The 12,116-nt window shown below is 41.0% G+C and carries 10 protein-coding genes; 5 read left to right on the forward strand and 5 right to left on the reverse strand.

Going from position 1 to position 12,116, the window contains the following annotated elements:
* Positions 1-80: 80 nt before the first annotated feature.
* Entirely contained in the window at positions 81-962 is an 882-nt protein-coding gene (locus ACUVXA_RS08655) for a hypothetical protein (RefSeq protein WP_445870854.1), read from the forward strand.
* Positions 963-1,133: 171 nt separating this feature from the next.
* Here the strand turns inward: ACUVXA_RS08655 and ACUVXA_RS08660 are convergent, their stop codons facing one another.
* Positions 1,134-2,588, reverse strand: a complete 1,455-nt coding sequence (locus ACUVXA_RS08660) for an acetate--CoA ligase family protein (RefSeq protein WP_445870855.1) — start codon at positions 2,586-2,588, stop codon at positions 1,134-1,136.
* Positions 2,589-2,736: 148 nt separating this feature from the next.
* Entirely contained in the window at positions 2,737-4,737 is a 2,001-nt protein-coding gene (locus ACUVXA_RS08665; RefSeq protein WP_445870856.1) for a helicase C-terminal domain-containing protein, read from the reverse strand.
* A gap of 140 nt (positions 4,738-4,877) precedes the next feature.
* On the opposite strand from ACUVXA_RS08665, the gene arcC reads away from it, so the two are divergent.
* Positions 4,878-5,819 (forward strand): carbamate kinase, encoded by a 942-nt coding sequence (arcC, locus tag ACUVXA_RS08670; RefSeq protein WP_445870857.1) that lies wholly within the window; start codon positions 4,878-4,880, stop codon positions 5,817-5,819.
* Positions 5,820-5,838: 19 nt separating this feature from the next.
* Here the strand turns inward: arcC and ACUVXA_RS08675 are convergent, their stop codons facing one another.
* The gene (locus ACUVXA_RS08675; RefSeq protein WP_445870858.1) at positions 5,839-6,600 is read right to left on the reverse strand and encodes a ZIP family metal transporter; all 762 of its coding nucleotides are present in this window, start codon (positions 6,598-6,600) and stop codon (positions 5,839-5,841) included.
* Between the two features lie 117 nt (positions 6,601-6,717).
* Entirely contained in the window at positions 6,718-8,076 is a 1,359-nt protein-coding gene (locus ACUVXA_RS08680; protein WP_445870859.1) for a bifunctional hydroxymethylpyrimidine kinase/phosphomethylpyrimidine kinase, read from the reverse strand.
* A gap of 251 nt (positions 8,077-8,327) precedes the next feature.
* On the opposite strand from ACUVXA_RS08680, the gene ACUVXA_RS08685 reads away from it, so the two are divergent.
* The 3 genes from ACUVXA_RS08685 (at position 8,328) to ACUVXA_RS08695 (ending at position 11,288) form a co-directional block, all read left to right on the forward strand.
* Entirely contained in the window at positions 8,328-9,101 is a 774-nt protein-coding gene (locus ACUVXA_RS08685) for an AAA family ATPase (protein ID WP_445870860.1), read from the forward strand.
* Complete coding sequence (locus ACUVXA_RS08690; protein WP_445870861.1) at positions 9,088-10,116, forward strand: hypothetical protein; 1,029 nt, start codon at positions 9,088-9,090, stop codon at positions 10,114-10,116. The genes ACUVXA_RS08685 and ACUVXA_RS08690 overlap by 14 nt, the downstream gene beginning before the upstream one ends.
* 95 nt (positions 10,117-10,211) lie before the next feature.
* A complete protein-coding gene (locus tag ACUVXA_RS08695) occupies positions 10,212-11,288 on the forward strand; it encodes a hypothetical protein (RefSeq protein WP_445870862.1) in 1,077 nt (358 codons plus the stop codon).
* Between the two features lie 189 nt (positions 11,289-11,477).
* On the opposite strand, the gene ACUVXA_RS08700 is transcribed toward ACUVXA_RS08695, so the two are convergent.
* Entirely contained in the window at positions 11,478-11,933 is a 456-nt protein-coding gene (locus ACUVXA_RS08700) for a hypothetical protein (RefSeq protein ID WP_445870863.1), read from the reverse strand.
* Positions 11,934-12,116: the final 183 nt, after the last annotated feature.

A 12,116-nucleotide genomic window follows, 5' to 3' on the forward strand; every position in this document is an offset into this window, starting at 1 on the left:
ACCGAACACCATTTAGGCGGTGTCCTAAATGGGTAAGTTTCGGACAACGGTTATTATACTAATGGGTAAGAGGTTCGAAAATGTATAATGAAACAAATACAAAGGGTATCATAGGAGGCTTACTAGGCATCGCAACATCGCTTGCAGGCATTGCATGGATTGCGACTCTCATAATTTTTATGGCGGATCTAATGAACTATGCAGTCATTGTAAACTTTATAGCGGGTTTTCCTATCCCCTTCTTTGGCTCATCTATTTATAATGGCATCATCCTCAGCTTAATAGTGCCCTACCCTACTTCAGTCAACCTGTCTGTTATGACATCAATTATATTTGTGGGGCTATTAATAGTCTTCGGGATTATGGTCGGTCTAGGTTTTCAGTTCTATAGTGGATCCAAGTTTTCGGCCTTCGGTGCTACGGTCATCCTAAAAAGAAGAGTTGGAGGCTCGCTATTCTTTGCGTGCAGCTTTATTGGAGCATCGCTTGCGGGGATTCTACTCCTTGTAGGCGGAGTATTCCAGACAACAATCGTATATAACTTTTTGAGAATATATGGTTCTACGATATTTACACCGATACGCATTCCACAGCTCCTGTATACTTGGATGGGACTCGCCGTTCTAGGTGTGGTGCTAATTATACTGGGTGTCGCGACCCTGCGTATAGGGGGTTTGGTTAAATGGAGTGATTTCGCTATAGTTACGGGGGCTCTGAGCATAGTTGATGGGACGATCTTTACTATACTCGTTCTCGTGGGTATAATTTACTTTATCCGGTTAGCCTCTTTTTGGGAGGCGTTATTAATAGCCTTTATTTATCCTATGAGTGCCAGCATGACTAGTGCAGTTCTCAATGGTTTTGAGTTCTTCGTCATACTTTCGCTAGTGGGCTTCGGGATGCTACTAGTGGTGTCAACTCTCTGGACAAGGATTTTCCTAGCCACCAAGCCGTCTAAATAATATTTTTTCATTCTCCTATTTTTTGATAAAGATTACTTTCTACCGATGAGTGAAAGATTTATGATTGTATTAAAACAAGTATAGGGAGAAAATAATAAGGATACGCATCTTTATATAGTTTAGTTGTTTCTATGATATATACTTTTATTCTATTTGATGGTAGATTATAATTTATACTGCAGCTTGAAGCAATCCTTGTTTTTCAAGCTCATGTAATCTTTGACTTTTCTTGTAGTACTTGTACATATCGGCTAAGGCTTTTGCTGCTCGGTCTACGCTGGGAAAGACTGGTAGATTTGCTTCTAGGAACATATCTCTGGCTACTCTCACAGCCTCATGGTAGCCTATTGGCGGGATAGCGATTAAGACCGGTTTCTTGTTTTTCTCAACTACTTTTTTACAGCAGTCTGATATGGTTTTGTAGATCATAGCTGCTAGTTCAGGGGTATCAATAAATTTCGCAAAGAATGAGGGATAGTGTACCTGTACCTCAAATATGAGGGAATCAAGGTAGGGCTCATCGCCTAGGGTCTCCACAGTTGTCGCCACCACGTCGGGGTTAAGGTAGGATCCCGCTAGGTCAACTGGATTCTTCACACTGGTTCCAGCACCCAGAATAACGGAGCCCAGCTTCTTCCTAGTTTCTTCAGATAACTGGGGCACCCTAAGCCCCATTTTTATGCAGGCGTCAGAATTCGTTACACCCGAGCCTCCACTTATACTTATCAGGCCCACGCGGTTTTCGTAAACGTGGGGGCAGTAAGCAAAAGCAAGAGAGGTATCTAACAATTCGTCAAAGCTCTCTACTGTGACAACATTTGTTTGGGTAAAAACTGCTTCCAGAATTTCCGGTGAGCCAGCGATGGAGCCGGTGTGTGATGCGGCCGCTCGGCTTCCTGCCTCGGTTTTTCCACCCTTCCAGATGATTACAGGCTTCTCTAGCGCCGCCTCCTTAATCGCCCTCATAAACTTAGCTCCGTCTTTGACTCCCTCCACATAGACCGTAATTATTTTAGTTTTCTCATCCCTTGTTAGGAATTCTATTAATTCTGTGGCCGTGATGTCAATGCCGTTTCCAAAACTGAAAACCTTGCTAAAGAAAAGACCGGCATCGTTTCCCGCTAGGGAGAAGCTTATGGCGTGGCCTCCACTCTGGCTCACAAAGCCTACTGGACCCCTTTTACGCCTCAGATCTGTTCGGAAGGATAGACCGTGTTCTGGATAGTAGATTCCCATACAGTTGGGGCCGAGGATTCTGACTCCTCCCTCTTTTGCTATTTCCAGTATTTCTTTCTCAAGTAGTTTTCCCTCTTCTGTTCCGCTCTCTCCGAATCCCGATGAGAATATGTTAATAGCCTTGACCCCCATTTTTACACATTCCTTTACAACGCCAGGAACGTATTTAGCCTTAACAGCGCAAATAACATAGTCAATCTTGTCCGGGATTTCTGACAGGCTTTTATAGAATTTTAAACCGTATGCAGCTGGGACGTGGGGATTAACCGGATAAATTGCTCCCTTGAAGCCTGCTGCCACAAGCGATCTTAGGAAGTAGAATTCGTTTCTCCTTGCGCTACCAACTATAGCTATGGTTGAAGGCTCTATTATCTCTTCTATTGTATGCATTTCATCACCCTTAAATCTTATAAAAGGCGACAATTCGCATTAATAATTTTTTGGTGCTAATTTGGAAATGATTTATTTAATAAGCGGTTTGCTGTGGAAATGGAATAGGTTACAATAAGTGATTAGGACGAATTTAGTTTTAGAAGGATTATTGTTGGAAGAAATCTTGGATTATTTTTTCTATGGTTACGAATGGTGAATGGGAGCTTATGGGCATTGTTCTTTGGGCGAGCCATGATGCTAGTCTGCTCTGGCTTGTGCGATAGGTGTATCTGCTGTCAAGGAGTATTCCGATGGCGTAGTCGCTTTTATGTCTCCAAACTCTTCCCAAGGATTGGTTCACCGCGTTGAAAGCCTGATCTAAGTACCAGGTGCTTCCCATTCCTTTTTGTTTCTTCTCATAATACTCTCTCTGAGCTTTTATCCGGGGATCTTTAATATTGGGGTAAGGTATTCCCACAATTATTGCGGCGCGTCCGGTTTCGTCGGGGAAATTTTGTCCTTCGCTGAGTTTTCCTCTCACCACTGCGAAGAGTGCTGCTTTGTTTTTTGAGGCCTCCTTTGAATAGATGTCTGCTAGAACTGGTTTGCTTCCCCTGGCTTCGAAGAAGGCTGGTGCCTTCAAATCGTCTAGTATTTTGTGCTTTTCCCATAGGTCAAGCATGTTTTCCATGAGTTCATATGATGGGAAGAACACTATGGTTCCGTTTGGAATATTTTTTATCAGTTCTATGAGGGTTTTTCCGTAGTCGAGTAGGGTTTCTTTGTCCTTGCGTAGCTCGAACTTGGTGGTGAGTGGTTTTTTGTTTAATCCTCGGCTTATGCTGAGTATCAGAATGTTTTCTTCTGGGATTATTGTGGGGTAACTCTGGAGAAATGGTTCTTCCAGTCCTAGTCTTTTCGAGGTTCCTTTGAGGGGTGAAAGTGTGCCACTGGTTAGTATCACGGTTCTAGGATTCTCGCCTAGAATTTGGTCGAAGGCTATTTTGGGTTCCAGACATAGCCATTCCAGTTGGGGGTTGTTCTTGTATCTCAGGTTCCAGACCCCAACGTAGAACTCTTCACCGGATTGTAGAAAGTTTTCAAAGAAATTGTATATCCAGTAGGTTCGCAGCCTGTCAAGTATGATTATTCTGCCGCGTGCCGCTATTAGTTCGCGTTGTACGTTTAGGATTATGGGCCAGTTGTCGAGGAAGTTTTTTATTCTCTCTCTTGTTACTCCGTGTTCATTCATCTCAGAGAGGATTAGTTCCTTCGTTAGTAGTTCTTCATCTTTAAGATCGGCGTGGTTGAAGAATCGGAGAAGGAATGCTAAAAACTCTTCTATATCGGAAGCCCAGGGACGTTTAACTTCCTTTATTTCATCCAAGGCTTGCTCAACAGTCATTCGCGAGAGGATGAAAGAAACTGTATCTTTTAGGAAATCTTCCATGTTGTGTGCTTCATCCAAAACCACTATCTGGTTCTGGTAATTAGCATCGATAAATAAATAGTTGTATGCACCTATCACTACCTTGTATATGTGGGCAAGCAGTCTCGCAAGGTAGTAGGGGCAGATGCTGTGCTCTAAACCGTACTGTAGTAGGTTCTCCACGCTGGCTAGTGTAGGCGCATCTTTTGGAATGATGGAGGGTATTTCTAATTCTCCAATTTCGGATTTACAGTATAGATCCATTCCAGTGGGTAAGCGTTCGTGACTTGTGAGGCTGACCTCTGGTTTAGAGAAGGCGATTTCCACGAGGCTTTTATCTTCTTCGAAGCTTCTGATTCGGGATAGGCAGATTTCGCTGGTGTAAAGGTGATCATTGGTGCGTCTTAAATTCTCGTCGAGACAGAGTTGTATCCGGGATCCTCTGACCACTCCGGTTATGTTATGTCCGAGCTCGTTAATCTTTTCCAGCTCGTAAGCTACTTGTCTCATCTGAGCATGGGTTCTTGAATAGTAAAAAACGCGGTAGGGGGTACCAACGGTGGCTGCTAGTATAGCAATGGTTTTGCCAAAACCGGTGGGGGCCTCAAGAAAGCCTATACCACCCCTCTCAACAAGTAAGGCAACATCCCTCATGTACCTCTCTTGCTGAGGGTAGGGGTCGTAGGGGAAATAGGATTTAATTTGCTCGCTCAGGCTTTTGGTGGTGTCTTTTGTCAATAGTAACCCTCAAAACAAATCTCAATAGGGCAAGATATAAGAATTACTGTGATGAAATATACCACCTAATCTAGAATTATATTTAACTCTAATTGAGAGAAAACATGTTTATTGATTGAATCTAAATTTTGAGGGTGTTTGTGTTGGAGAAGGTGTGTGTGGCTCTTGGAGGTAACGCTATCCTCAAGTACACGGATAGAGGGACTGCTGAGGAACAGTTTGAGAATGTTAGGAGAACCGCTAAGTACCTTGTTCGGATGATTAAGGAAGGATACAAAATTATAATAACTCATGGAAATGGGCCTCAGATAGGAGATATTTTGATTAGAAATGAGAGGTGTGCTGACATCTTACCACCTATGACTCTGGATGTGCTGGGGGCAGAGAGTCAGGGTATGATTGGTTACATGATTCAACAGGCTATGTGGAACGAGCTAAGACGAGAGGGACTAAATATTCCGGTTATTACTTTTGTAACCCAAGTATTGGTAGATAAGAATGACCCAGCTTTTGGAAACCCTGAGAAATTTGTAGGGCCCTTTTATACTCACTGGGAAGCTGAAAAACTGATGGATGAGAGAGGGTGGATTCTTAGGGATGATGCGGGTCGAGGATTCAGAAGGGTGGTGCCTTCACCCAAACCAAAATCTATTGTGGAAATTGATACCATAAAAAGATTATATGGGGAGGGAGTTGTGGTCATCGCGGCCGGAGGAGGGGGTATACCTGTTTTTGAAAAAGAGGATGGTTCACTTCAAGGTGTTGAAGCGGTGATAGACAAGGATTTAACGGGGGAAAGGTTGGCAACAAGCATCGGAGCAGAAACCTTCCTAATCCTCACGAACATTGAGGGGGTTGCTATTAATTTTAGAAAACCGAATCAAAAATTTCTTAAAGAGATGAGTATTGTTCAGGCAAGAGAGTATCTGGAGCAAGGACAATTTGAACGGGGAAGTATGAAGCCTAAAATCGAAGCCGCCATGAAATTCGTAACCAATGGGGGTAAAAAAGTAATTATCTCCTTATTGGAATTGGGAGAAAAGGCGCTAAAAGGCGAAGCAGGAACACTGATTCATGTCTAAAAAGAAAAAATTATGGAAATTAAGCAAAAGCGTATTTTATCCCTAATAATAATATAATTCCTATTAGGAAAAAAACTATGGAGGCTATTGATCTTTTAATATTTTGTTCCTTGTGGAGTTCTGGGATTAGGTCGGAACTCGCTATGTATATGAAACCTCCGGCAGCGAAGGGCAGAATGGAATATACGAAACTGGTATAACCTCCAAATACTACGCTGCTCTGTAATACAAAATAAGTAATAAGTGCGCCAATAATAGCTGTTAAGGCGGTAAGAAGATTATAGCCCAGTGCTTTAAGTCTTTCAAAGCCACCATAAACCAGTATCCCGTAATCACCTATTTCTTGAGGTATCTCGTGCGCAATAACTGCTAGAGTGATAACTATTCCCAGATTTATATCCAGCATGTAACTTGCTGCTATAAGCACACCATCTATAAAGTTGTGGATTCCGTCGCCGAAAAGGTTTAGGTAGGTAAATGGGTGTACATCGCAAACACCTTCGTGGCAGTGACGCCAATAAATAACTCGCTCCAATAAAAAGAAGATTGAGAAGCCCACTATCAGTAAAATCGCGAAATTTAATGGTTCTGTGTGTTCTACCGATTCTGGTAAGATGTGGAAGAAGGCTCCTCCCATTAGGGCCCCGGCAGCGAATGCGATTAAGAAGAAGAGAATTTTGTCTAATAAAGATTTGTTAAGTGCTAAAGTTACTATTCCTACTAGGGAAAGTAAACTAATAATAACCGTGCTTACAACTATAAAAGTTAATGTAAAGTACATTGATAGCACCAGGGTTAAGTTGTGTCTTCCATGTTTTAAACTGAAAATTAATCTTTAGTGGTACTTAAATGTTTTATTACAAATTTTTTTATTTAAATAGTTGGGATTAATTGTTGGTTACTTCTTTTTTGTTTTCTGTATTATTCTAATTGTTTTTTCTACTGCTTCTTTGGCTGTGTGTGCAAATATCCGGATCATGGCCTCCTTACCGATTCCACCTCGGTCAAATATGATATCTGGGACTTTGCCAATAGAAGTGATAGCTCTATTGATTCCCCACGGTAGACTTCTTCCTTCCTGTTTTTTTACCTCTTCTGGTTCTTCAGTTCTGTCGAAGGTGGAAACGATTAGATCAAGCTCCATACAGGCCTTGATTATTTCCTCGGAATATTTTATGTTGATTGCGGCCCTTATAGACGGGTCATGCTCCATTATTGTGAGTATTGTTCTTGCAATGTGGCTTGAAGTCCCGAATCTAATGGCTCCCAAAGGCTTTGCTTGTCCGTGATGATTCATTATTCTACCATCCACCGCGGCGACATCATCCACACTTTTAGCGGTGGGTATGGCCATTCCTATATTTGTTCTCACCTCTGGAATGAACTCTCCAAAGTAATCCGCAGTTTCTATCCTTTTTACCGCTTCATCTAAATCTTTTAGTACTCTCCATCTCTCTGCATCGATTTCAAGCCAGAAAATGGGGTTGACCGGTTTTCTTCCTCCCCCTATCATAATCGGATTCCCAACCGCCACCTCAATAAACTTTTCCGCGTGTGAAACCGCCTCTATAGGCTCATAACCTTTGGCAATATACGCTGCAATAGCGGAGGAAAAGCTGCATCCACTTCCATGTGTGCCTGGTTCCTCAACTCTGGACTTTTTGAATTGTGTTATCTCCCCTGCGTGAACCATTACATCCACAACTGTGTCACCAGTTGCCTCCAGGTGTCCTCCCTTAATAACCACAACCTCTGGACCCAGGGTAGATATGGCCCGGGCAGCCTCCTCCATTTCATGTACCGAGTTTATCATGGTGTCAGCTATCACCGCGGCTTCGGTAACATTGGGTGTGACGACAAGGGATATTGGGATAAGTGATTTTATTATTTTCTTTTCAGCAGCGGGAGTGACCAGTCTGTCGCCTGAACCCGCCCAGATTACTGGATCTACAACCAAAGGGAAACCGTGTTCATTATGTTCGTTGCAGACCAGTTCTATGATTTCTGGTTCATAAAGCATTCCGGTTTTGGTGGCGTCTACTTCTATATCGTCTGTGATAACATCGATTTGGGCCATTACCATTTCTGGGGGAATGGAAATGATGTCTCGCACATAGAGTGTGTTTTGAGCTGTAATAGCTGTGATTGCGCATGTTCCATGAACACCGAGCGCTGCGAATGTTTTGAGATCCGCCTGTATTCCTGCTCCTCCGCTGGAATCAGAGCCTGCGATTGTTAAGGCCACAGGAACCTTCAAGTCGTAACCTCCAAAAAGTCGAGATATTTGAGGTAAAAATTGTAATCAGACCTATTAAATATATGGTTAATCATTAAAAGAGAATTTTTCCATTTTTTGGGTTCTTGATTCAATTTATAGTTTGTTTGATATCGTACATTTGATTTATACGTAAAACTATAACTAAATTTTGGGCAGATTACTTTTATAATCTGTTGGAAAAATAACCTTAAGTGAAGTTAGCGAAATAATTCAAATGGTGTTGCAGAACCTTGCTGGTAATCTTCTGTGGTATACCCAGTATTGGTAAGACTCTAATTGCGAGAAGATTGGCTATTGAACTTGAGGGAAATGATGGCTCCACATTTGTTGTAGGTTCCGATGACATTCGCCACCTAATTCCTGCACACGAGGAGAGTTTTGAACCTGAACGCGAAGCATTCATAAGAGAGATAACACTGCATTTAATAGATTTCCTGCTTAAAAAGGGCAAGAATGTAATCAGCGATGATACCAACTATTACAATGCAATGCGACGGGACTTGATAGAAATCGCGAAGAGGAACAAAGTAGAATATGCTATAGTATACGTTCATGCCCCAATTGATTATGCATTAAAGTGGAATAAAGAACGTGGGGAACCTATACCACCCGAGGTTATCCAAAGAATACATGATAGATTCGATATTCCCGGTAAAAAGTACAAGTGGGATCAACCAATCGCTTACATAGACACATCCAAAATCCAGTTAGAAGATGCGGTGAAAAATATTCACCAAAAAATTAGGGATATGAAGTCTCGGAAAAAGGTTAAGGTCAAGTCCTCATATTATAATTCGGGTAAATCCGAGGAAATTGATCGTATTACCCGTAGCATCGTTGGAAAAATTATGGCTGAGAGCGGCGATAAGTCTTTAGCTCGACGTGTAAGCTTTCTAAGAAAGAGCTTTGTGAGGGAAGCGGTGGAGAAAAATCTTAGTCCCGAGGAGGTTGAAAGCGAATTCATCAAAAGGATAAAGAGTGTGGTGAATAGTGAAAATCTCTGATTGGGTACCTCGAGACGGTGACGCTATTGTTACTAAAGAGGGTTTCATTTTTTACACCATGGGATATGTGCATCCAGAAGATAGGGTAATTGCTTTTATCAAGTATATTCCGAAAGAGTTGCAAAACCGTTTTGATGTTCCTTGGCTTTCCTTTGAGTGGGAGCTGGGGGGTGTTCCCCTGGTAAGGCCGGAGAAGCTGTATTCCCCTAAAATTTATGATTCTTTTATCTCTTCTTTGAAAAAAATTATACCGGATGCCGTTTACTTTAATCCCTATATTGGCAAGGAGCTGGTTACCGTTCCTAAAAATCGTATAAAAACTATTTATGTTCCAAACGACCGCTTAAAATTTCTTCTAGAAAAAAAGGATCCTGATGAACTTGAAAAAAAGGCGCTTGAAATTATTAAAATACTCTCGAGGGATTCTGGTGTATCCTATGATGATTTGGGTATCCATGGTTCTATTTCTCTTCAGATGCACAACTATCAGAGCGACATAGACATCTCGGTTTATGGATCAGAGAACTTCAGAAGGGTCAAGGAAGCTTTTCACAGTTTAGCCTTAAAAGGAGAAGTTCAAATTCTAGAATTAGACGAGTTTGATCCCATAAGGCAGAATAGAGGTTTGTATAAGAGTACTCGATTCGTGATTAATGCCACGCGAAAAATAGAGGAAATAACTGAGAGATTTGGGCAATTTAAGTACGAAGCAGTAAAGTCTGTGGAAGCGGTTTGTCAAGTGGTAAACAATAATGAGTCAATGTTTCGGCCTTCTATATACGAAGTTGGAGACTGTGAGTCGAAACAAATAAAGAGGGAAGAAAATCCCCGTAGAGTTGTGAGTATGATTGGACAATTCCGAGACTTTGCAAGAGTTGGCGAGAAAATAAAAGTTAAGGGTTTGCTAGAGAAAGTAGAGGATTTAAGCTCGCCAGATAAAATTGATTATCGAATCGTTTTGGGATCGGGAAAAGGAGAAGAATATCTGTGGCCTATAAACAAGTTACCGAAATAATTGCCTTTAATAAAAATAAGTAATACCACAGTATTTTCTTGATTTGACCCATTAATGTACTCAGAAATTTTTTTTTGAGGAGGCGAGATCTAAATATGGTTCTTAAAGTAAGAGATAAGGATGCTCCGGTGTCCCCCGAGGGAATCATATTCCGAGTTTACGGCTATAATCATCCCCCCAATGCCTGCATATGCGATGTGGAGTATGCTCCAGAAACAATTTACCAAGCGCCGGAACCCAAAGCAGTCCGTAACGGGTTCCCCTTAAAATATTACAAGTTCTATGCGGACGGAGGCCTCCGATTCGTTCAAGAAAAATGTTATCAATACCAGATTTTCTATGAACCACTCCAACGCCTATTAGTGGGGATAAGAGAGGATCAAATGGCAGAACTCAGAAGGCCGAACCTGAAACTAGCAGAAATTTTGGGAAAAGAACCCAAAGATAATTTAATGAAAGCTTTAAGAAAGGTTCTGGATCTAATTTTTTATCACTCAAGACTCAAGCCCTCGGACTTCGGTGTCTTTGGCTCTTTACTACATGGTTTTTACAACTTGAAATATAGTGATTTAGATTACATTATTTATGGTCGAGAAAAGGTTCGGGAGCTTGTGGATGTTCTGAATGATTTTTACAGTGATAGAGATGGGGTTTTGAAGAACGAGTTTGATTTTTTTGATGAGAGAGCAGAGCAAAAAAACTGGCGGTTTGAAAATTATACGCTGAAAGAGTATGCGTGGTATGAGAAGAGGAAGTTTATCTATGCGGTTCATGACTCAAAGGAACTGGAAAGAAGGGTTAAGATAGAGTTTGAACCGGTTAGGGCTTGGAATGAAATAGAAAACGAGTATCATCCAGACACCCGAATAACCAATGTAGGGTGGATTCGGGCAAAAGCCATCATAAAAGATGACAAGAACTCCTTTTTTATGCCCGCAATCTATCCGATAGATGTCTTAGAATTTCTAAAAGGGGATAGGGTTGATAACATTGAAAGAATAGTAAACTATGTTGAAGAGTATAAAATGCAGGTCAGAAAGGACGAAGAGGTATTAGTGGAGGGAATGCTGGAAATGGTACAGACGCCCAAAAAAACATTCCACCAAATTACTCTCACCCACATTCCGGGAAAAAAATACTATCAGCAGGTACTAAAGATTAGTAATAGATAATAAACTTTAATACGCCTCAGCGTCTTAGACAAAACATGAAAACCATAAGTTTTTCAATGCAAAAATAGTTTAGGAGGCAGCGTCCAATTAACCCAAAAATATTGTGAACAGCTTGTTTTTAATACCGCTTTGCAGTTTTCACATTTTTCATTTGTTTTGGGTTTCTCTCTTCGCAGTATTCACAGATTATCACATCTGTAGATTCTTCTTTTCCATCTCCTTTTTCTTATGGATAATTTCCTCTAACTCTGTTTTTATTTTTTCAATTTTTTTCTCCTTATCTTTCACACTCTTAAAATTCAAAAATACATGATCGGTTTCCTCCTCCCAGGTGCCAACAGTAATTTTTAGGCTTTTCATCAGTAAACCTGAGGTGTCTAAATGGGATATTTGCTCCAGTGGAATTTTTACTGCTATTTCATATGTTGATTTTATTAGTCCCGATTTTTGGACAAAGAAAATGTTATGGTTTGTAAATGCCAGTAAACCCGGGATTCCCTCTGTCACTGCTAAAGCTTCTGTTACTGGAGTCACCTTTATGCGGGCCTTGACACAGAAGTCATAGAAAAGAATTGTTTCATCACTAGCTAGGTTATTTTCGACGATTTCAAGCCCCTTATCGATGATTTCTTCTCGATTATACATGTTGAAACCTCTTGTTTATAATAAAGTATTATATTAAATATTTTAGCCCTCTTTCCGCATCCTTTACGAATATTTTGAGGTTTTTCGTTTTTTATCAATTACTGCTTGTTTCTCTTTGATTGGATTCAAAAACTTTTCAGAAAAATTTGTCCCCGGGGAAGGCTTTCCCCGTGTTTAATTCCC

The sequence above is a fragment of the Candidatus Jordarchaeum sp. genome (assembly GCF_052745115.1).

Bases quoted from the DNA above. Each gene is read 5' to 3' on its own strand.
- ACUVXA_RS08660 (WP_445870855.1), bottom strand. From the start codon at position 2,588: ATGCATACAATAGAAGAGATAATAGAGCCTTCAACCATAGCTATAGTT.
- ACUVXA_RS08675 (WP_445870858.1), bottom strand. From the start codon at position 6,600: ATGTACTTTACATTAACTTTTATAGTTGTAAGCACGGTTATTATTAGT.
- ACUVXA_RS08700 (WP_445870863.1), bottom strand. From the start codon at position 11,933: ATGTATAATCGAGAAGAAATCATCGATAAGGGGCTTGAAATCGTCGAA.
- ACUVXA_RS08695 (WP_445870862.1), top strand. From the start codon at position 10,212: ATGGTTCTTAAAGTAAGAGATAAGGATGCTCCGGTGTCCCCCGAGGGA.
- ACUVXA_RS08655 (WP_445870854.1), top strand. From the start codon at position 81: ATGTATAATGAAACAAATACAAAGGGTATCATAGGAGGCTTACTAGGC.